Origin of the sequence: Streptomyces sp. NPDC051664 (assembly GCF_044453545.1) — a bacterium.
GTDB lineage: Bacteria > Actinomycetota > Actinomycetes > Streptomycetales > Streptomycetaceae > Streptomyces.
Genome location: NZ_JBITCU010000021.1, coordinates 84,915 through 105,566 on the forward strand (window position 1 = coordinate 84,915; position 20,652 = coordinate 105,566).

The window sequence follows — 20,652 nt, forward strand, 5'->3', positions numbered from 1 at the left end:
ATCATGGATTTTGGACTGACGGACCGGGTGTACATAGTCACCGGTGGCACTCGAGGGCTGGGCCTGGCGGCGGCGCGCGAGCTGGTGGCGGACGGCGCGAGGGTGGTCGTCAGCAGCCGCGACGAGACATCGGTGGCCGCGGCCGAGGCGGAGCTCGGCGGCCCGGGGCAGGTAGTCGGCGTCGTGGCCGACAACGCCGACACCGCGACTCCGGACCGGCTGATCGCCGCGGCCCGCGATGCCTTCAAGCGGCTGGACGGGGTACTCATCAGCGTCGGCGGGCCCCCGGCAGGTACGTCGGACGCCATCGACGACGACCGGTGGCGCGCCGCCTTCGAGTCGGTCTTCCTCGGCGCGGTGCGGCTGGCCCGCGCCGTCGCGGCGGAGCTGGGCGAGGGAGGTGCCATCGGCTTCGTCCTCTCCAGCTCCGTGTACGAGCCGATCCCCGGCCTCGCGATCTCCAACGCCCTGCGGCCAGGCCTGGCAGGATACGCGAAGAACCTCGCCAACGAGCTGGGCCCCAGGGGCATCCGCGTCGTCGGCCTCGTGCCGGCCCACATCGAGACCGACCGAGTACGCGAACTCGACGCGCGGGCCGGCGATCCTGCCGCGGCTCGCGAGCGCGCTAGCGCCGACGTCCCCTTGCGCCGCTACGGAACCCCGGACGAGTTCGGCCGCAGCGCCGCCTTCCTGCTGTCGCCGGCTGCGTCGTATCTCACGGGTGTGATGCTGTCGATCGACGGCGGCGTGCGCAGAGGCTTCTAGCGGTTTCCGCGGCCAAGGGCGCGCACCGGCGCGGGCCCGTCAGCCGTCGCCTCCCGCCGCCAGAGGATCGAGCTTCCTGCGCCGTCGGCTGATGGAGTCGGGGTCCCAGTCCGGCCGGGGAACGGACGCCAACAGGAGCTTTGTGTAAGGGTGTCCGGGGTCGGCGAGCAACTCCGCGACGGGCCGGTGTTCCATGGTGCGGCCCCGGTACAGGACGAGCGCCTCGTCGCACACGTACCGCACGACGGCCAAGTCGTGGCTGACGAAGACCAGGCCGATGCCGGTGCAGCGGCGGATGTCCGACAGCAGGATGAGGGGCCTTCCCCCGTGGTGCTGGAAGCACGCAGCGCCGCCGCGTCGTCTGCCACCGGACCTGGTGCGGGCCGCGCAACCCGTTCAGCCGGCAAGAAGACCACCGCGGCCGCTGGGCGTGCGAAAGAGGGCAGCGCCCGCTCCGCCGAAGCCGCGAAGTCGTCAGCCTCCGACGCGCAGGAGGCGACCGCCGGGGTGGAGAGCGGCAAGCCCGCCGCCGCATCCGTCGGCGGCAAGGGCACCGCAGGGGCGCTCACGACATGACTGCGGTCAAGCATCGCAACGCCGTTGTAGCGGGGTCCGGTGCCACCGTCGTAGGCGTCTCCTTGGCCGCCGGGCGCCACACCGCCAAGCAGAAATTAGGGCCGGTGACTCACCTCACCGGAGGCCGCATCTGAGCAGAACCTTGTGCGAAACAACAGACGGCCCCCGTTTCGCCGCACGCTGTGTGGCGAAACGGGGGCCGTCCTGTGTACGGAGAGGGCAGCAGTACACCCGGGCGCCCGCGATGGCATTGACACCATCCCCCGGACTCAGAAATGGCCTGGGGAATCGGTAGCGTTCAAGCGGCCTGGGCGGCGGCATCACGAAATCGAGCTGGCCACATCACACGCATCGAAGACGGATACCAGTCGTAGCGCCCGCCACGACTGTTCTGCCCCCACTTCGGGGACAAGCTCACCGATCGGTGATGACCTGCTGCATCAGCTCCTGCAGGTGAAGGCCGCGGGCCGCGTCGATGCCGGTTCCGGTACCGGTGCGTACGGCAGTGGCGAACTCGTTTCGAAGGATCGGCCAGCATTCCTCGTGGTCGATGTCCGCCGTGTCGTAGACGAGTTCATCGGACGGGCCGAAGAGCTCGACGCGCGTTCTGGCACGGAGCAGGTTGACGCTGCCGGACAGTGAGGCCTGGCTAACGGCGCCGTTGCTGTGTTCGCAGGTCAGCTCGATCCAACGGCGCGGGTCGCCAGTGCCGCGTACGGAGACGATCGGCGCGACAGCGCTGTCCAGCAGGTCCAGTAGGTGCGGGCCGAGGTCGAGCAGCGCGCCGTGCTCCAGTCGCCAGGATGTCGCGAACTCCCCGCCGAGGAAGGCGCCGTGCAGATAGCAGGATCGAGCTCCGATGACCTCACGGTTTGCAGCTTCGGCAAGGAACTCCCGGGTGGTCGGGTGGTACCGCTTGGTGAGGACGAGTTGCGAGATGACGCCGTGCTCGGCGACCGCGTCGGCAACGGCGCGTGCTGCGGCGAGGTCCGCTCCCAGTGGCTTTTCCAGGAGTAGTGCCCGTCCGGCGGCTGCCGCGTGAACGGCGAGGGCGGCCTGAACGGTGGGCGGCACGGCGAAAGCGATCGCCTCGCATTGATCGAGCAGCTCCTCGAAGGAACCGGCGGCGTGGGCCCCGTAGGCATTTGCCACCTCGGCTGCCGCTTCCGGGCGCCGGGCCCACACGGCGGTCAGGGTGGTTTCCGGACCGGCGGCCAGCATCCGGGCGTGCATCGCGCGGGCCCACGGTCCCGCGCCGACCAGGCCGACGCGGACCGGAGGGTAGGTCCAAGGGCCTTGAGGCAGGCCTGCTGTTCGGGACATGGACTCTCCATAGGTGTGCGGACAGAGGTCAGCCGACACCGTCGCTGCGGGCGAGTGCAGCGAGCCGGGCGTCTGCCCTGTCAGGGGCGTAGAGGTGGTCTATGACCATGGCGGCAGCCCCGACCAGGGCCGCGCGGTCGCCGAGGGTGGAGATGGTCACAGAGAGATGGGCGGTGGTTCGGGGAAGCGCGCGCTGGTAGAGGAGTTCCCGTACACCGGTGAGAAAGGGGGTGCCCGCGAGGTCTCCTCCGAGCATCAGGACGCCGGGGTTGAGCAGTGTCACCACCGTGACAAGTACCTCGCCGATGCGCTGCCCGGCCTCGCGGGCGAGCCGCACGGCGTCGGGCTGTCCTGCGGCGAGATGGTCGCGCACATCGGAACCCGAGGTGGTGGGAACGCCGGCCGCTGTCAGTTGTTCGGCGATGGAGCGGCCGCTGGCCGCAGCTGCCAGGCAGCCGTAGGAGCCGCACATGCAGAGTGCGTCGGGACGGTCGTGGAGCCGGATGTGGCCGATGTCGCCCGCTCCGCCGTCGATTCCGCGGTAGACCTCACCACCGACAACGACGCCGGCGCCGATTCCGGTCGATGCCTTCACCAGGAGGAAAGCTCCGCAGTCTGGGTGGTTCTCGCGCTGCTCGGCCAGTGCCATCAGGTTGGCGTCGTTGTCGACGAAGACTGGGAGGGGTCCTGGGGTGGACAGCGGGCCGACGTGCTCCGCGAAGGCGTCGCGCAACCGTTCCCGGACCGGGAACCGGTCCCAGCCGGGCATGATCGGCGGCTGCACAATCTGCGCCGACTCCCAGTCGACCGGCCCGGGCACGGAGAGGCCGACCCCGCAGACCCGGTCAGGCCCGACGCCCGCCTCGTCGAGGAGCGGGCCGAACCAGCGCGCGAGCCTGTCCAGGACCACATCGGGGCCGTCTGCGATCACCAGGTCACCGGTGCGTTCGGCAAGAATCGTGCCGGCAAGGTCGAGTACGGCGGCGCGTCCGTGCCGCGTCTCCAGGTCGGCCACGAGCACCACGGCATGGGTCGGGTCGAACTCCAGCCGTGCGGAGGGGCGTCCACCGGTGGACGCGCCGGCGGCACCGCGCAGCCAGCCGGCTCCGAAGAGCTGATCGAGGCGATGCCCGACGGTCGACCGGGACAGTCCCGTCGCCTGCTGCAACTCCCCGCGCGTGGTGGCCTCGCCGCTGCGGATGAGCCGCAGCAGGTGTCCCGCACTCGCCTGGTTTCCTGCCATTCCTGCTGTCCTCGTCCTGTTCGTCCGTGCCGGGAAGCCGCTTGTGGAGCCGCGCCGGCGACCTCGTCGCTCCTGATCGGGTGTCAGCCCTTGTCCGCGCCGCTGGTCAGCCCCTCGGTGAGAAGGCGTTCAGCTGCGAAGAACAGCAGTACCACGGGGATGGTGAGGATCACGGACCCGGCCATCAGAACGGTTTTCGAGACTTCGATGCCGTTGGCCAACTGCTGAAGTCCGAGCGAGACCGTCCACTTGCCCGGGTCTGCTGCCAGGAAGAGGAGGGCGAAGAGGAATTCGTTCCAGGCGATCATGAAGACGTAGAGTCCGGTGGCCATCAGCGTCGGCAGCGCGAGGGGCAGGATGATCCTGCGCACGGTCTGCAGCCGGGAGGCGCCGTCGATCGCGGCGGCCTCCTCGATGGTGAAGGGGATGGTCACGAAGTAATTTTTCAGCATGTAGATCGACACCGGCACGGTCTGCGCGATGTAGACGATGGCCAGTCCGGCGAGACTGCCCGAGAGACCCATCTTCGCGAACATCACGAAGAGCGGGACGGCGAGCAGGGTGGCCGGGAAGAGGTATACGGCCAGGAAGAGCGCGCTGACATGCCGGCTGCCGAAGAATTTCAGGCGGCTGACGGCGTAGGCACCGGGCACCGCAGCTGCCAGGGTGAGCAGCACCGTGGCCACGGCGACGAGCGCCGAGTTGAGCAGCATACCGAGGAAGCCTTGACCGCCCTCGGAGGTGGGTTTGAGAACACTCTCGTATGTGGCGAGGGTGAAGTCCTTGGCCGTGACCCAGAGGTTGCCGGGATTCAGCAGCAATGCGTCGATGGGCTTCACCGACAGCATGAGCATGTAGTAGAAGGGCACGATCGTGATCGCAGCCAGGAACGCGATCACGACCCAGCGCAGTATCCCGAAGAACTGCTCCTCGAACTGGGCGCGGCTCAGGGTCCGGCGGCGGTGCGGCTGCGCGGTGGGGCGAGGCGCCAGGGTGGGCCGGATGGGTGCCACGGGGGTCGTGGGCGGGGCGCTGCTCATGCCGACTCCTCCTGAACCTTCTTGCCGAAGAACTTGAAGTAGATGCCGAGCAGGGCCATGAGTACGACGGCGAGGACGAGGGCCTGGGCCGACGCGGCTCCGACGTCGAAGCGGGACGTGAGGAAGTCGTAGACGCGGACAGCGACGACGTCTGTACCCGAACCGCCACCGGTGAGGAGATAGATGTCATCGAATTTGTTGAACGTCATGATGAAGCGCAGGACGGACAGCAGGGCGATGACGGGCATCAGCTGCGGCAGCAGAATGTGCCGGAAGCGCTGCGAAATGGTGGCTCCGTCGACCTCGGCGGCCTCCTCCAGACTGCCGGGGACCGCTTGGAGGCGGGCGAGCATGAAGAGGAAGGCGAAGGGGAAGTACCGCCAGGTCTCGAAGGCGATGACGGTGAGCAGCGCCAGCGGGATGTCGAAGTGGGCGCCGAACAGGCCGACTTCGTACGACCGGGTGGAGAGGAAGGCGATCGGGTCGTCCCAGCCGAAGAGCCGGCGGCCCCATTCGTTGACGATTCCGTACTGCGGACTGAGCGCGACCTCCCAGACGAAGGAGACGGCGACGACCGGCGCGACGTAAGGGAGGAGCATCGCGGCTCGCAGGGCGCCGCGGCCGCGGAACGGCCGCCGCAGTGCGAGGGCTGCGACGAGGCCGAGGATCACGGAGCCTGCGGTGGCGCCGATCGTGTAGAGCAGTGTGGTGCCGAGGCTGCTCCAGAAGCCGGGCGAGCCGAAGACCTGCTCGAAGTTGTCCAGGGTCCAGTGGCCGAAGAGACCGTTCTCCTGAATGTTGACGAGCTTGGAGTTCTGGAAGGCGAGCAGGACGGTCCACAGGATCGGCAGGATCACGACGACCAGGACGACCAGGAAGGTGGGGGTGACGAAGGCGAGGCCTGCGCGGTTCTCCCGCCTGCTGGAGGTCTGTGGCCGGTGGCGGCGCTTCTTCGCGGCGCTCTGGATTGTGCTCATGGGTCGGATACCTCGATGACGGAGCGGCCTTGCGGCTACTGGAGGGATTTCTGGAGGGCGGCCACTTCGTCGTTGGCCTCCCTGGCGGCCTCGGCGGGCGAGAGCTGTCCGCCGGTCATCGCACCGATGGCTTTGGCAACGGGCAGTTCGCCGTTGGTGGCGCCGACAAGGGTGCCCTGCCCCTGGGTGAGGCCCCATCGCTTCATGTCGCTCACTCCGGTGACGAGCTGGTCGAGGAGCGCGGACGGGTAGGCCTTCTTCATGGCTTCGTGGTGGTCGACGCCCATGACGCTGGAGCGCCACGCGCGCTGGAAGGAGCCGGGTGCGTCGGGAGTGCCGGTGCGAACCGGGATCTTGCCTTCGGGGGCCATGCCGAACCAGTCCGTGTACCCCTTGCCCATCATGTATTCGATGAACTTCTCGGAGGGTCCGGTCTCGGCGGTCTTGGTGACGGCCCATGAGGTGATCTCGCCGAACTGGGCGGGTTCCTTGCCGTCGGGGCCCTGCAGGGATGTGACGACGCCGGTGTTGCGGGCGAGGAACTTCGGGTCCTTCTTGCATTCCGGGCAGCTCGGGAGTGCGTCGGAGCGCAGGCCTGCCAGTTCGTCCAGGAGGAAGGAGGACCAGACCATCATGGTGGACCGGCCGGAGAAGTAGGTGGCGCGGGTGGTGTCCACGCTCTGGGTTCCTGGCGCTCCATGCTTGCGTGCCAGGTCGTCGTAGGCGGTGAAGGCCGCGAGGCAGGCCGGTGAGTCGAGGGCTGGTTCGCCCTGTCCGTCCACGAGCTGGCAGTCGTTCGCCAGCGCCAGGTCCTCGAAGCTCTGCTGGGTGAAGACGTCCGACGGATCGGTGGCGAGGGAGACGCCGTACCGGCCGTTGCTGTCGAGGGCGGCTGCTGCTGTCAGCGCGCTTGCGTAGCTGTCGGGCGCCTTGAGGCCGGCCTTGGCGAACAGGTCCTTGCGGTAGACGACGAGCTGGAGCCAGGCGTCGGAGGGGACGCCGAGGCGGGTGCCGTGGTCCTCGGTGAGCGACAGCGCGTTGCTGTTGAACGTATCCGGGTGCAGGTCCTTGACGATCTTGTCCGCAACTTCGGTATTGAGCAGTCCGTTGCCGTACATCTGCCAGACCTGGCCCATCGGCACGGCGCCGATCACATCCGGAAGCTTTCCGGCGGCGGCTGCGGACATGATCAGCTGCGGCAGCTGGGCCTCGTCGACGCCGACGAGATCGACCTTTACGCCCGTCTCCTTCTCGAACCGGCTGACGACCTTCTGCGTCGCGGCCATCCGCGGAGGCAGGTTCTCCTGCGACCACACCGTGATCCGGTTGTCGGCTTCCTGATCGGCACCTGAGACGCCTGAGCAGCCTGCTAGCAGGCCTGCGGCAAGGGTCGCGGCGAGCCCGAACACGGTCGCCCTCGACCGTCGGGTCTTCATCACCATGCTGTTTCCTCACGCCACTTATGCACTTTCAATGTGCATCTCAGCATCACTTTTGCTTGTTGACAAGACATAACTCTGAGATATCTTCGACGTAAGTCAGCGAGCAACACCCCTCTCAGCACCATCGGAGCCCTCCGTGGAACGCGTCGTCCAGTTCACCGGCCCTCGTCAGGTCGAAGTCGCCGAGCACGAGAGCTCGCCCCTTCCTCCCGGGCACCTGCGAGTACGCACCAGGTACTCCGGCATTTCCGCCGGAACCGAGCTCACCGCCTACCGGGGCACGAACCCGTATCTGACACGCACCTGGGACGCCGGGGCCCGGCTGTTCCGCGACGGTGCAGCAGGCATCGAGTATCCGGTGGCGGGCTGGGGCTACTCCGAGGTCGGCGAGGTCACGGAGGTCTCCCCCGAGCTCGTCGGTACGCCGGGTATGCCGGTGACCGGCGATGTGGTCTGGGGTATCTGGGGTCACCGCAGCGAGGGCATCGTGCCGGCCGAGCGCATGGTGGGACACACACTGCCCGCCGGGCTCGAACCTCTGGCAGGGGCCTTCGCCCGGGTCGGCGCCATCGCGTACAACGCCGTACTGGCTGCCGACATCCACCTCGGCGAGGACGTCGCCGTGTTCGGTCAGGGCGTGATCGGCCTCCTCACCACGCGCCTTGCTCAGCTCAACGGCGCCCGGGTCACCGCAGTCGACGCCCTCGACGACCGGCTCGAGACGGCCCGATCCTTCGGAGCGCGGCACACCTTGAACGCCCGCACCGACAGCGTCGCCGAACGCATCCGTGAGGCCACCGGGGGCGCCGGCGCCGATGTAGCCATCGAGATAAGCGGCGTGTACCCGGCGCTCCACGAGGCTCTGCGCTCGGTCACCGTCGGTGGCCGGGTCGTCGCGTCCGGCTTCTACCAGGGCGACGGGACGGGGCTGCGACTCGGCGACGAGTTCCACCACAACCGCGTACAGCTGATCTGCTCCCAGATCGGCGGTGTCCCGCCGCAGCTCGCGGGACGCTGGACCGTGGAGCGGCTCCAGCAGACGTTCCTGTCCCTGGTGGCGGAAGGCCAGGTCGACGTGGAGTCCCTGGTCAGCCACACCGTCCCGGTGGCGGACGCCGCCGGTGCCTACGTCCTGCTGGACGAGCGGCCCGCGGATGCGCTCCAGGTCGTACTGGAGTTCTGAGCCTGCCCGGCCCCCGCCCGCGACACGAGCCACACGACTGCAGCGCGCTGCTCACCAGCGCCGAAAGGCACCCCATGATCAAGACCGCCTGCCAGGAACAACTGCTCCCCGGCAACTCGCTCCAGGAGAAATGGTCGTTCGCCCAGGACGCCGGCTACGACGCCATCGAACTGCGCTCCAAGGGCGACTTCCATTTCCGTGACCGCCTGCCCGAGCTGAAGCAAGCCCTCACCGACGGTGTCGTCATGCCCACCGTCTGTGTCGACATGCTGCACTTCTTCGCAGCGTTCGACGACGCCCTGCGCCGGGACGCGCTGGAGCAGATGAAGTCGCAGCTGAGCGTCGCGGCAGAGATCGGTGCGCTGGGCGTGCAGACCCCGGCCTCGTACGGAATGTTCTCGCGTCGCCTGCCCCCCTTCGAACCGCCGCGCTCCGAGGAGCAGGACCGCGACGTGCTGCTCGCCGGCCTGACGGAGCTGGGCGAACACGCACGCCGGGAGGGCGTCACCCTCTACCTGGAGCCGCTGAACCGGTACGAGGACCACATGGTCAACCGCTTGGAGCAGGCCGCGGACCTGATCCGTACGGTCGGGCTGGACTCGGTCCGTATCGGTATCGACAGCTACCACATGAACATCGAGGAAGCCGATCCGTCGGCTGCCATCCTCGCTGCCGCCCCGTACATCGGCCATGCCCAGGTCAGCGATTCCAACCGGTTCCAGCCGGGGGCCGGGCACCTGGACTGGCCGGCCTGGCTCGGCGCCCTGCACACCATCGGCTTCGAGGGCTACCTCGCCGCCGAGTGTCGCCTGACCGGCGACCCTGTCGAGGCCGTCCGTTCGATCCCCGCGTTCCTTCGGAGGTCCGGCGCGTGACGCTGCTGCTCCAGACCCCCGTGCCCGCCGCCGTCGACAACCTGACTCTTCGACGCGGCGCGGCACGGGTTCTGTTCACCAACTGGACGGGCGGTTCCACCGTCCCGTCCCGTGGCCTGTATCCCCACCAGTGGAGCTGGGACTCGGCCTTCATCGCGATCGGTCTGCGCCATCTGTCCGCGCGGCGTGCTCAGCGCGAGCTGGAGACGCTGGTCGGGGCCCAGTGGGCCGACGGACGGATTCCGCACATCGTCTTCAATCCCGCGGTCCCCCTCGACGCCTATTTCCCGAGCCCCGACTTCTGGCGCTCCTCTCGGGACGGCGCGGCAGCGGGAGCTCCGGCAGGTATCGAGACCTCCGGGATCGTGCAACCCCCCGTACACGCGCTCGCTGCCTGGCTCGTCCACCAGTCCGACCCCGAGGCGTCGCGCCGCCGTGGATTCCTGCCTCGCATGTACGGACATCTGGCGGCCTGGCACGACTACCTCACGGGCCCCCGCAACCTGGGCGGTGGAGGTCTCGCCGCCATGGTGCATCCGTGGGAGCCCGGCATGGACAACAGCCCTTGCTGGGACGGTCCCTTGCAACGTGTCGAACCGGCAGCGGCAGGCTCCTACCGGCGCGCCGACCTCGACCACGGACAGCCCGCGGAGCGCCCGACCGATCTGGACTACGGCCGATACGTGCGCCTCGCCACCGACTACCGCGACAGCGGTTACGCGGACAAGGGCAGCCGGCACGCCTTCGCGGTCGAGGACCCCTGTGTCAACGCGCTGCTGATCGTCTCGGAACACGCACTCGCGCGCATCGCCGCCGAGACCGGTGCCGATCCCGCGCCCCACGAACACCGGGCCGCGCGTCTGACCGAGGCACTGGTGGAGCGGCTCTGGTCGCCCGGTGACGGGATGTTCCTCTGCCGCGACCTGGTGGGCGGCGGTCTCCTCGCCGAACGCAGCATTGCCGGACTCCTCCCTCTCATCGTGCCCGGACTCCCGCAGGACGTCGTGGACGCACTGATCCGCACTGCCACGGGCCCAGGTTTCCGGCTCGGTGAGATCCCGATGGTCCCGTCGTACGACGTCACCCGGCCTGCTTTCGACCCGTCCCGCTACTGGCGCGGACCGGCGTGGTTCAACACCAACTGGCTGCTGGAACGGGGCCTGCGCCAATACGGACAGATCCGTGCGGCGGACCGCCTGCGCACCTCGATACTCGCCGCTGCGGGGGCCTGCGACTTCGCGGAGTACGTGGACCCCTTCACCGCGCAGGCCCGCGGTACCCGCGACTTCGGATGGACGGCCGCCCTCACCCTCGACCTGCTGGCGTCTGCCTCGTCCGCGGGAAACACCAGCCGCACCACCGACCCCTCGAACGGAGCGCGAACGTGAACGGGACAGCGGACATCACCCTCGTCCGCGCAGGCACCTTCGCCGTCCTCGGCGCCGAGGGCGACATCACAGGCCGCCGCGGCAGGTCTCCCGACGGTCTTTTCCGGCGCGACGCACGGCATCTGAGTCTCTGGTCCCTGACGGTCGACGGCGCGGCACCCACCGTGCTCGTACCCCCCGACGGTGACGAGCCTTCCACCTGCGTACTGATCCCACCGGGTACTCGTGACGAGCCTCCTGCCTACACGGTCTTCCGTGAGCAGACACTCGGTGACGGAGTCCTGACGGAACGGCTCCGGTTGGTCAGCAACCGGGCGGACGACACCACCGCGATCGTGAACCTGTGTGTCGACGCCGACTTCGCCGACCAGTTCGAACTCCGGTCCGACGGACGGCATTACAACAAGGACGGCGCCCGTCGCACTGCCCGTGTCGAAAGCGACGGCGTCACCTTCGGGTACGCACGCGGTGACTGGCTCTCCCGTACGACCGTCACCACAGCCCCCGCACCGGCCGCCGTCGCGCCCCTCGGCGCAGAGGGCACGGCCCACCGACTGGAGTGGCAGCTGTCCCTCCCCGGGCACGGAACGGCGGAACTGCTGCTGACCGTTGCAGCACACCCGCACGGCTCATCCGCCCCGAAGCCGCTCGTCACGCCGTCCGAAGCCGCGTCGGCCGGTGCGGCCGACACCGCGGCCTTCGTCGGCGAGGTGCGGCTCCCGATGCCTGACGACTCACCCGCCGGACTGGCCGCGGCATGCGCCCGCGGTCTGGCCGACCTGGCAATGCTCCGGGTACCCACCATCGGTCCTGACGGCGAGGAGCTGCGCGTTCCCAGCGCCGGAGTTCCTTGGTTCCTGACCCTCTTCGGCCGCGACTCCCTCCTCACCTCCCACTTCGCACTGCCCTACCGGCCGGAACTCGCCGCAGACACACTCGCAGCGCTCGCAGCAACGCAGGGCACACGGTACGACGCAGACCGAGGTGAACAGCCGGGCCGTATCGTCCACGAAATCCGCCACGGCGAATTGGCCCACTTCCGCCAAGTACCGTACGGCCGCTACTACGGATCCGTGGACGCGACCCCACTCTTCCTCGTGCTCCTCGACAGCTACACGCAGGCCACCAGCGACAGCGCCCTCGCCGCCCGTCTCGAACCACACGCACGTGCGGCCATTGCCTGGATGTTCCGGGACGGCGGCCTGGAGCATGCCGGCTACCTCCGCTACACGCCCGACCCCAACGGACTGGTCAACCAGAACTGGAAGGATTCCGCCGGGGCAATCTGCTTCCACAACGGCACCCAAGCCGAAGGGCCGATCGCAGTCGCCGAAGCTCAGGGATACGCCTACGACGCGCTGGTCCGCACCGCCAGGCTGTCCCGCGAGGTCTGGAACGACCCTGGGTGGGCCGACGAACTGGACGCGGCCGCCACCGCTCTGCGCACGCGCTTCCTCCGGGACTTCTGGATGCCGGAAGCCGACTTTCCCGCCCTCGCGCTGGACGGACAGGGGCGACATGTCGACTCGCTCGCGTCCGACGCCGGGCACCTGCTGTGGTCAGGCATTCTCGACCAGTCCCACGCACAACGTGTCGGACGGCGACTGCTGCAACCCGACTTCTACTCCGGATGGGCCATCCGCACTCTGGCCGCCGGGCAGCCCGGCTACCACCCGCTCTCCTACCATCGCGGCACATGCTGGCCGCACGACAACGCCATCATTCTGCTCGGACTCGCACGCTGCGGTCTGGCACCCGAGGCACGCACGCTGGCCCTGAGCCTCCTGGAGGCGGCCGCACACCACGACAACCGCCTGCCAGAGGTAATGGCGGGCTACGGGCGCGCGGAACACCCGAAGCCACTGCCCTATCCGCACTCCTGCACACCGCAGTCCTGGGCAGCGGCAACCCCTCTGGCGATCCTCACAGCCCTCCTGCACGCGGACGGGAGCAGGTGAGCAGCTGAAGGTGCGTCGCCGGTGCCGGCCGCGCCGTCACGGCATTCTTGTCCCTGCTCCGTGACGGGGCAGGGACAAGCAGACCACTATGGAACCTCTGTGCAGGCCGAGCTGCAGCATTGCGCCCAGATCCGCCAGTACGGGTACGCCGTCGGCGGCATGGTGACGGCCGCCGTGCGGGGCGAGCGCGCCGACCGATCGGGCACCGCCCAGGGTCCGAAACCCCCAGGCTGGTGGTGGGTCATCCGCCCCAGCCCGATCAGGTCGACCCATAGTTCACCGGCGTCACGCAACACGCCCCCGGTGCGGGCCAGTCCGGCCCCTGGGTAAGTCCTCAATCTGAGCGGCGACTTCGGTTCCGTGCAACGGCGGCCGCGTCGGCAGGGCCGTTGACTACAGCTCCCGCTCGATCTGGTGCTCGCTGACCTTGTCTTCGCGCATGGTCGCCTCGTTCTGGACGGCGTAGTGCGTCTGCGCCCCGCTGCCCTCAGCACTCCGGATCTCGCCCCGCTGAAGCTCGTCCTGCTGGTCGCCGTACTGCGCGGCGAAGCGCGTGCAGGCAGTCGCATTCACCGCGGTCGTGGCCGCCCCTGGGCAACACGTCGCTGTTGGACAAGCCCAAGGGCGGGCGGCGAGTACATCCACCGATGGTCACGACACCTTGATTCCGATGATGCACGTGTCGTCGTCGGTATCTGAGTCGCTGTGTGTGAGCAGACGGTCAAGTCGGCGTTCGAGAGTGGAGGCGGGTTCCTCCGCCGTGGTGAGGAGTTGGGCGAGGGAGTCATGAACACTGGTGTCCCTGCGCTCGATGAGGCCGTCGGTGTACAGCAGCAGCGTGTCAGCCGGGTCGAGTTGGACCTCGCCTTCCTCGTACTCGGCCTGAGCGAGCGCGCCGAGTAGGAGACCGCCGAGCATGGGCAGGGTGGCTGCCCCCTCGCCACGTACCAGGACGGGCGGCAGGTGGCCTGCCCTGGCCCAGCGCAGGATGCGGGTTTCCGGGTCGTACAGGCCGCAGACCGCAGTGGCGGTGACTTGCTCGGCGAGGTGGTGGGCCACGATGTTCAGCCAGGACAGGAGCTGGCCCGGGCCCGCACCGGTGATGGCGAGACCGCGCATGGCGTTGCGCAGGACCACCATCCCTGTCGCGGCTTTTATACCGTGGCCGGCGACGTCTCCAACGCACAGCAGTATCTGCTTGGAGGGAAGGACGACGGCGTCGTACCAGTCGCCGCCCACCAGGGACTCGGACTCCGCCGGCCTGTACCGCACAGCGACCTCGAGGCCGGGCGCGTCCAGCGGGTCCTGGGTCGGCGGCATGATGGCGTGCTGGAGCTGCAGTGCCAAGCGGTTGCGTTCAGCCGATTCCTGTTCCGAGTACGCAAGTTGGTCGCGTGTGGCTGCAAGGGCCACCTCGGTCCAGTGTTGTGAGGAGATGTCCTGGTAGGCCCCGCGCACCGCGAGGAGACGATCGTCAGCGTCGAATACGGGCTCAGCGATGACTCGAATGTGCCGGGTGACGCCGCCGGGGCGCATCAAGCGGAAGGCCGTCGAGGTGGACCGCCGGTGGTGAAGCACTGCCTGGAGGAAGCGGCCGATGGCGACGGCATCGTCCGGATGCGCGTGGGTGGCGAGATCCTGCAGGGATACAGGGGCTTCGGTGGCAGCACGCCCGTACAGAGCGAAGAGCTGACCGTTCCAGGTGATCTCACCCGTGACAAGGTTCTCCTCGAAACCGCCGATGCGGCCGAGGCGCTGGGCATGTTGGAGCAGGCTGGCGAGCCGGGCAGCCTCGTCCTCGATGCGCCAGATGAGCAGCACACTGTCGCCGTGTCGGCTGATGCTGAGGTCGGCGACGGAGGCCAGCGGCACCTGGTCGACCAGCGCGGTCAGCGTCATCCGCTGGGCGCGGAATGGTTCACCGGTGGCGTAGACACGTTCGATCTTCTCGAAGAGTTCGCTGTCACCAGCTGCCATCGGGTAGGCCTCCAGCAGCAACGCTCCATCGACCGCGCTGCGGGGCCGCCCCGCCGGGTCGAGGTAGCGGCTGTTGGCGTGACGGACTCGAAAATCGGTGAGGTGGCCGTCCGCGTCGAGGTGTGGGGTGAGCACGAGAGCCGGGTCATACAGGCCTTCGGACAGATCGACGAGCTCGGAGATGTCGGCCCGCTCCCGGGCAGCGGGGTGCTGCTCCCTTGAGGCGGGGACACTGTCGAGGGTGTGGCCACACAGCTCGGCCATTGCCTCGATCTGGCGTGCTTCCGCCGGTGAGTGCGGTGGAAGCGGCTGGGGCCAGCAGATCTCCAGTACCCCCAGCGTGCGCCCGCCGGTTCCGGCGGGAAGGGCCACCCTGCCGCTGCCCGGGGTCTGCAGGTGCCCGATGGACGGGATACCTGCCTCGGTGAGGGAGGAGACCCGGACGGTGCGGCGTTCGCTGAGCGCCAGTCGGGCAACGGTCGCCACGCCAGGCGGCACGTACCGCCAGCGTCCCGCCTCGTCGGCGCTGAACCCGGCATGGCCGGACAAGGTCAGGGAGGCGTCCGAGCCGGCGGTCCAAACAGCCACGGCCGTCGCGCCGAGAGGTGCGAGCGCGTGTTCAAGCAAGGATTCGGCCACGGCTTGAGTGTCGCCTGCAGCCAACGCGGCACTTTCGGCGGTGCGCAGGCGTACGGCAACGGACGATCCTGCCTTGTCCGCACGCTCGGAGCCACCGTTCGCCTGCCAGACGAAGTCGCCCACGACCTCTGCCACCTGATCGCGTGCGGCCTGGTTGATGATGTCCACTGCCAGTTCCAGCGTGGACGCGCCGGCGCGGGCGGCAAGTTCCGTGAGCTGGCGCGCCGCCTGTGCCGGACCGCATCGTAGGCGCTCAACCATGATTCCCTTGGCGAGCTCGATGAGAGCACGCCCGTCCGCCGCGGCATGCGCCGCGCTGACCTCTGCCCGAAGCCGTTCCACTGTGGCGGCCAGACGTCCGACGGCTGACGCCGACTGCGCTCCCCCAGCCGACTCCTGGAGGAGCTGGCTCGGCCCGGGAGAAGCCGATTCACTGAACGGTTTTGGGCTGTCAGCATCGGTCGGCATGGCATCCGCGGGTGCATTGATCGCCCCCGGTGCGGCTGCTTCGACGGACGGGAGCGCCCATGTATCGGACAGATGGACCTTGTGCTGTTCGGGGTTGGGCCCGCGACTTCGCCCTGTCCCACCCTCGTCGCCGTCGACGCCGTCGAAAGAGGAGGTCACGACATCACCCGGGCGTCGGACTGGGGGCTCAGCCACCTGCGCACGCAGGCGATGAGGTCGTTGGCGTCCACCGGCTTTGTGACGTAGTCGTTGGCGCCGGAGGCAAGACTCTTCTCCCGGTCTCCGGGCATCGCCTTTGCGGTGACCGTGATGATGGGCAGGTTCGCGTGCGCGGGCATCTGCCTGATCCTCGTGGTCGCTGTGTACCCGTCCATCTCCGGCATCATCACGTCCATCAGAATCAGGTCGATGTCCGGGTGCTCGGTGAGTGCCTCGATTGCCTTGAGGCCGTTCTCCGCGTGCAGGACGTGCAGGCCGTGAAGCTCCAGGATCCCACTGAGGGCGTAGAGGTTGCGGGCGTCGTCGTCGACGACGAGCACGGTACGGCCGTGGAAACTGTCATCGATGGCCTGAGGGATCGGCGGGTAGGATTCCTCGCCGCGCACCAGAGGGACCACAGCGCCCGGCTGTTCGGCCGACAAGTGGAGTGCGATTCGTTCCCGCAATTCGTCGAGGCTGGAGAGCAGTTCCAGGGGCTGCTTGTAGCTCCGTGTCTGGAGGGCCTGTTCGTGTGCTGCGTCCATGCGGCGGTTGTTGTGTGCGAGTACGGGGACAGTCCTGAGCGCCGGGTCGCCGTCCATGGCGTCCAGGAAGCGCAGCGCCTCGCTGTTGGCCAAGTCGAGCTCGAGGACAACGCAGTGGAAGGGGGCGGCGGCCAGTGCGCTGGCGGCATCCTGTGGCCCCACGGCAGCGATTACCTCGATGTCCGTGCGGTCGTAGCTGCCGCCGAGTTCTGCCACGGCGCTCTCCGCGACGAGCGACAACAATCCGTGGGGACGCTCTTCGATCACCAGCAACCGGCGCGGCTTCCGTGACTCCTGGCCTCCAGCGCCTTGTCGGTGGTTGTCGGATGGCCGGTCGGCTTCTACCGCTGTGGTCGCGGAGGCGGCTTCAGGCGAGGCGTCGGTCTGCTCCTGGAAGTCCGCGCGCGCGACGGGCAGATACAAGGTGAACGTACTGCCGTGACCGGGTGCACTCTCAGCAGTGAGGGCGCCGCCGAGGAGATAGGCGATCTCGCGACTGATGGACAGACCCAGTCCTGTACCTCCGTACTTGCGGCTGGTGGTGCCGTCCGCCTGCTGGAACGCCCCGAAGATGGTTTCCAGTTGTTGCTCGGCGATGCCGATGCCGGTGTCCTTCACCCGGAAGGCTACGACTGCGCCTCCGCGGTGGACGGGGTCGGGGAGCTCGCCATCGGCTGCTGGTTCGATGCGCAGTTCCACGCTGCCGCGTTCGGTGAACTTGACCGCGTTGGACAGCAGATTGCGCAGGACCTGCCGAAGCCGGGAGTCGTCCGTGAGCAGGTCGACCGGTACCCCGGGGGCCGTTGTGATGGTGAAGTTGAGACTCTTCTGCGTGGTCATCGGCTGGAACGTCGCCTCGACGTAGTCGAGGAGCTGCTGTAGCGCGACGCGCTCCGGATTGAGGTCCATCTTGCCGGCCTCGACCTTCGACAGGTCGAGGATGTCGTTGATCAGCTGGAGTAGGTCGCTCCCGGCCGAGTGGATGATGCCAGCGTACTCGACCTGTTTGGCCGTGAGGTTACGGGTCGGATTCTGGGCGAGCAACTGGGCGAGGATGAGCAAACTGTTGAGTGGCGTCCGCAGTTCATGACTCATGTTCGCCAAGAATTCCGACTTGTACGTGGACGCCAGCGACAGCTGCTGGGCACGGTCCTCGAGCTCCTGCCGGGCCTGCTCGATCTCCAGGTTCTTGCCCTCGATGTCGCTGTTCTGGGCTGCCAGCAAGGCGGCCTTCTCCTCCAGTTCCGCGTTGGAACGCTGCAGTTCCTCCTGCTGCACTTGTAGTTCCTCGGAACGGGACTGGAGTTCACCGGTGAGCCGCTGCGACTCGCCGAGCAGCTCGTCGGTACGGGCGTTGGCGACGATGGTGTTGACGTTGACGCCCACCATCTCCATGAGCTGCTCGAGGAAGTCCCGGTGAACGGGGGTGAAAGCGGTGAAGGAGGCGAGTTCGATGACGCCGAGCACCTGGTCGTCAACGACGATCGGCAGCACGATCAGGCTGCCTGGTGCCGTTCGGCCGAGTCCGGAAGAAATACTGATGTAGTCACTGGGGACTCCCTCTGCGGCGATGGTCCGACGGCTACGTGCCGCCTGACCGACAAGGGACTCCCCCATCTTGAAGCGATCGTGGCCGGCACTGTCGACCGGGCGCCCGTACGAGCCCACAATTCTGAGCTCGGTGCCGTCCGTGGTCTCTTCCGCAAGGTAGAACGCGCCGTACTGGGCGCAGACCAGCGGGGTGAGCTCTTCCATGACCAGCTCACCGACGACGCCCAGGTCGCGTTGGCCCTGCATCAGCCCGGAGATCCTGGCGAGGTTGGACTTCAGCCAGTCCTGTTCCTGGTTGGCCCGGGTCGTCTCGCGCAGCGAGCCGACCATCGAGTTGATGTTGTCCTTCAGCTCCGCGACCTCGCCGGACGCATCGACGGTGATCGACCGAGTCAGGTCGCCCTCAGCGACGGCACTGGCGACCTCGGCGATGGCCCGCACCTGGCGGGTGAGGTTGCCTGCCAGCTCGTTCACGTTCTCGGTCAGGCGCTTCCAGGTGCCTGAGACGCCTTCGACCTCGGCCTGCCCGCCGAGGCGGCCCTCGCTTCCCACCTCGCGGGCAACGCGGGTGACTTCCGCGGCGAAGGAGGACAGCTGATCGACCATCGTGTTGATGGTGGTCTTCAGTTCGAGGATCTCACCGCGGGCATCGACGTCGATCTTCTTGGAAAGGTCACCGTTCGCGACAGCGGTGGTGACAAGAGCGATGTTGCGGACCTGACCCGTCAGGTTGCTCGCCATGGAGTTGACGTTGTCCGTGAGGTCCTTCCAGGTCCCCGCGACGTTCGGTACGCGGGCCTGGCCGCCAAGTCGCCCCTCGGTGCCGACCTCGCGCGCGACGCGGGTCACCTCGTCAGCGAACGACGACAGGGTGTCCACCATTGTGTTGATGACCTCGGCGAGCGCTGCGACCTCGCCCTCCGCCTCCACCGTGATCTTCCGCGAAAGATCGCCTCGGGCCACGGCGTTGGCCACCTGGGCGATGGAACGGACCTGCCCAGTCAGGTTGGACGCCATCACATTGACGTTGTCCGTGAGGTCCTTCCAGGTGCCGGAGGCACCTCTCACTGTCGCCTGTCCGCCGAGGTTGCCCTCCGTGCCCACCTCGCGGGCCACACGGGTCACCTCATCGGCGAACGCCGACAGCTGATCGACCATCGTATTGATCGTGTTCTTCAGCTCAAGGATCTCGCCCCGCGCGGTAACGGCGATCTTCTGCGACAGATCGCCCTGCGCGACCGCCGTCGCCACCTGCGCGATCGACCGAACCTGGTCCGTGAGGTTTCCGGCCATGAAATTGACCGAGTCGGTCAAGTCGCGCCACGTACCTGAAACGCCCTTGACATCGGCCTGACCACCCAGGATGCCCTCCGTGCCGACATCCCTCGCCATCCGGGTGACCTCATCGGCGAAGGACGACAGTTGATCGACCATCGTATTGATCGTGTTCTTCAGCTCAAGGATCTCGCCCCGGGCGGTGACTGTGATCTTCTGCGACAGATCGCCCTGCGCCACCGCCGTAGTCACCTGGGCGATGTTGCGGACCTGGTCGGTCAGGTTGCCCGCCATGAAGTTCACGGAGTCGGTCAGGTCTCGCCAGGTTCCTGAGACGCCCTTGACGTCGGCCTGGCCACCGAGGTTGCCCTCCGTGCCGACCTCACGAGCCACCCGGGTCACCTCGTCCGCGAATGCCGACAGCTGGTCAACCATCGTATTGATGGTCTTCTTCAGCTGCAGAATCTCACCCTGCGCATCGACATCGATCTTCTGCGAAAGGTCACCACGAGCCACCGCGGTGGCTACATGTGCGATATCACGAACCTGGGTCGTAAGGTTGCCCGCCATGGCGTTCACCGAGTCGGTCAGGTCCGCCCAGGTGCCGGAAACGCCCGGAACCTCAGCCTGGCCCCCCAGCGTCCCTTCGGTACCGACCTCACGAGCGACCCGCGTCACCTCGGAGGTGAAGAGCGACAACTGATCGACCATGCCGTTGAACACGGTGGCGATCTCGCCGAGCAGGCCTTCCGCCTCGTCCGGCAGCCGTGTGCCGAAATCCCCATCACGTACCGCAGTAAGGCCGACCAGCAGCTGCCGCAGCTCTGGCTCCCCAACCTTTCCTGCACCGCGCGCCCGCGTACGCGGCACCTGACGCGAGCCATCAACCGTCGAATCAGCCATGACCAACCCTCGTTACCCTCGCCTGGCACCCCGCCGGAAGGCAGAACGCCACCACGGCCCCTGCAGCGAGCCGCCCCCTTGAGCCCCCCACCGCGTCGGCACAACTGTTGAAATTTGTAGGCAGAGAGTACCCCGACCCACCTTGGCACGTCTTGGCGGCCTATCGGATCTTGCGACTTACGTTTCTGCTGCTGGCGGGCCGGCTGACGGTGCGTCGGCGAGGGCCGGAAGAATCACCACGCGATGAATGAGCAGGCTTTTGTTCCGGCAACGATCTCGCGACCCTCGGCGGGTTCCGAGCGTCACGTGCCAACGCTCGGATTGGC

15 protein-coding genes are annotated in these 20,652 nt (G+C 67.8%); 6 read left to right on the forward strand and 9 right to left on the reverse strand.

The window, feature by feature from the left end; all coding sequences use genetic code 11:
* Positions 1–3 precede the first annotated feature (3 nt).
* On the forward strand, positions 4–765 hold the full coding sequence (locus tag ACIA8E_RS29795; protein ID WP_399302544.1) for an SDR family oxidoreductase: 762 nt from the start codon (positions 4–6) through the stop codon (positions 763–765).
* Positions 766–804: 39 nt separating this feature from the next.
* Here the strand turns inward: ACIA8E_RS29795 and ACIA8E_RS29800 are convergent, their stop codons facing one another.
* The gene (locus ACIA8E_RS29800; protein WP_399302590.1) at positions 805–1,008 is read right to left on the reverse strand and encodes a hypothetical protein; all 204 of its coding nucleotides are present in this window, start codon (positions 1,006–1,008) and stop codon (positions 805–807) included.
* Between the two features lie 12 nt (positions 1,009–1,020).
* On the opposite strand from ACIA8E_RS29800, the gene ACIA8E_RS29805 reads away from it, so the two are divergent.
* Positions 1,021–1,341, forward strand: coding sequence for a hypothetical protein (locus ACIA8E_RS29805; RefSeq protein ID WP_399302546.1), 321 nt, complete (start codon positions 1,021–1,023; stop codon positions 1,339–1,341).
* A 414-nt stretch (positions 1,342–1,755) separates the two neighbouring features.
* Here the strand turns inward: ACIA8E_RS29805 and ACIA8E_RS29810 are convergent, their stop codons facing one another.
* The 5 genes from ACIA8E_RS29810 to ACIA8E_RS29830 all read right to left on the reverse strand — a co-directional run bounded on the left by ACIA8E_RS29810 (position 1,756) and on the right by ACIA8E_RS29830 (position 7,366).
* A complete protein-coding gene (locus ACIA8E_RS29810; protein WP_399302548.1) occupies positions 1,756–2,664 on the reverse strand; it encodes a Gfo/Idh/MocA family protein in 909 nt (302 codons plus the stop codon).
* A gap of 28 nt (positions 2,665–2,692) precedes the next feature.
* On the reverse strand, positions 2,693–3,907 hold the full coding sequence (locus tag ACIA8E_RS29815; protein ID WP_399302550.1) for an ROK family transcriptional regulator: 1,215 nt from the start codon (positions 3,905–3,907) through the stop codon (positions 2,693–2,695).
* A gap of 83 nt (positions 3,908–3,990) precedes the next feature.
* Positions 3,991–4,857 carry a carbohydrate ABC transporter permease gene (locus tag ACIA8E_RS29820; RefSeq protein ID WP_399302592.1) on the reverse strand — a complete coding sequence of 289 codons (867 nt, stop codon included), beginning with the start codon at positions 4,855–4,857 and terminating at the stop codon, positions 3,991–3,993.
* 86 nt (positions 4,858–4,943) lie between these two features.
* Positions 4,944–5,924, reverse strand: a complete 981-nt coding sequence (locus ACIA8E_RS29825) for a carbohydrate ABC transporter permease (RefSeq protein WP_399302552.1) — start codon at positions 5,922–5,924, stop codon at positions 4,944–4,946.
* 35 nt (positions 5,925–5,959) lie between these two features.
* Complete coding sequence (locus ACIA8E_RS29830) at positions 5,960–7,366, reverse strand: ABC transporter substrate-binding protein (RefSeq protein WP_399302554.1); 1,407 nt, start codon at positions 7,364–7,366, stop codon at positions 5,960–5,962.
* A gap of 136 nt (positions 7,367–7,502) precedes the next feature.
* Here ACIA8E_RS29830 and ACIA8E_RS29835 point away from each other — a divergent pair, with 136 nt between their 5' ends.
* The 4 genes from ACIA8E_RS29835 to ACIA8E_RS29850 all read left to right on the forward strand — a co-directional run bounded on the left by ACIA8E_RS29835 (position 7,503) and on the right by ACIA8E_RS29850 (position 12,770).
* Complete coding sequence (locus ACIA8E_RS29835; protein ID WP_399302556.1) at positions 7,503–8,549, forward strand: zinc-binding alcohol dehydrogenase; 1,047 nt, start codon at positions 7,503–7,505, stop codon at positions 8,547–8,549.
* Positions 8,550–8,623: 74 nt separating this feature from the next.
* Complete coding sequence (locus ACIA8E_RS29840; protein ID WP_399302558.1) at positions 8,624–9,424, forward strand: sugar phosphate isomerase/epimerase family protein; 801 nt, start codon at positions 8,624–8,626, stop codon at positions 9,422–9,424.
* Complete coding sequence (locus tag ACIA8E_RS29845; RefSeq protein WP_399302560.1) at positions 9,421–10,812, forward strand: MGH1-like glycoside hydrolase domain-containing protein; 1,392 nt, start codon at positions 9,421–9,423, stop codon at positions 10,810–10,812. Before ACIA8E_RS29840 ends, ACIA8E_RS29845 begins: the two co-directional genes overlap by 4 nt.
* A complete protein-coding gene (locus ACIA8E_RS29850; protein WP_399302562.1) occupies positions 10,809–12,770 on the forward strand; it encodes a glycogen debranching N-terminal domain-containing protein in 1,962 nt (653 codons plus the stop codon). Before ACIA8E_RS29845 ends, ACIA8E_RS29850 begins: the two co-directional genes overlap by 4 nt.
* Before the next feature lie 393 nt (positions 12,771–13,163).
* Here ACIA8E_RS29850 and ACIA8E_RS29855 read toward each other — a convergent pair whose 3' ends face one another.
* The 3 genes from ACIA8E_RS29855 to ACIA8E_RS29865 form a co-directional block, all read right to left on the reverse strand.
* Positions 13,164–13,343, reverse strand: a complete 180-nt coding sequence (locus ACIA8E_RS29855) for a hypothetical protein (protein ID WP_399302564.1) — start codon at positions 13,341–13,343, stop codon at positions 13,164–13,166.
* A 78-nt stretch (positions 13,344–13,421) separates the two neighbouring features.
* Positions 13,422–15,854 carry a SpoIIE family protein phosphatase gene (locus ACIA8E_RS29860; RefSeq protein WP_399302594.1) on the reverse strand — a complete coding sequence of 811 codons (2,433 nt, stop codon included), beginning with the start codon at positions 15,852–15,854 and terminating at the stop codon, positions 13,422–13,424.
* Positions 15,855–16,009: 155 nt separating this feature from the next.
* Entirely contained in the window at positions 16,010–20,326 is a 4,317-nt protein-coding gene (locus ACIA8E_RS29865) for a HAMP domain-containing protein (protein WP_399302566.1), read from the reverse strand.
* Between the last annotated feature and the right edge of the window lie 326 nt (positions 20,327–20,652).